The sequence below is a fragment of the Aquabacterium sp. A08 genome, from assembly GCF_011742065.1.
This window is the reverse complement of the sequence record NZ_JAAQQT010000311.1, coordinates 1-602: the sequence shown is the minus strand read 5'-3', so window position 1 is coordinate 602 and position 602 is coordinate 1. Positions and strand designations below refer to the sequence as shown.

Annotated in this window: 1 pseudogene; it reads right to left on the bottom strand. The window is 69.6% G+C overall.

From position 1 onward, the window contains the following. A pseudogene (locus tag HA630_RS26960) lies at positions 1-602 on the bottom strand (type II secretion system F family protein); the annotation flags it as partial.

Sequence of the window (602 nt, the reverse complement as noted above, 5' to 3'; positions counted from 1 at the left end):
CCGTACAGGCGGGTCAGCCGCCGCAGCGAGTCGGCGCGGCTGCGGCCGGCGGCGTACTGGCGGTTGGCGATGTCGAGCTCGCGGGCCAGCACCGGAAGGATGTCCTGAAAATCGCTGGCGGTGACGCGCAGGCTCATGTCCAGGCTCATGCCGGTGCCTTGCAGCAGGCGCAGCAGGTCCACCAGCAGCGGAATTTCCTTGTGCAACTGGGCGTGGCGCGATTTGGCCCGGGCGCGCAGCATCCATTTGGGGAGCAGCAGGCCCGCAGCAAAGCCCAGGAAGCCGGCCATGAGTTCGCGGATCGGGGCCGAATGTTCCAAGCTCAGGGCCAGCAGGGTCAGCAGCGCCGCGCCGCCCACTCGCGTGCCCACGTAATAGGCCCGGTGGCGTTCGTCGTCCCAGCCCGCCTGTTCCAGCAGGGTCAGGTCCTCTTCGGCCAACAGGGCTTTGCCAAAGGACGAGCGCAGCAGGTCCTGCAGCACCCGTTCCAGGCGCGACCGGGCGGGTGTGAACTCGGGCGGGGCCGCCGGGGTGGCGGCCGAGGTTTTCCATTCCAGGGCCCGGTCGATCTGGAGTTCGGTGGACTGGGCCTGGCGCCGCTG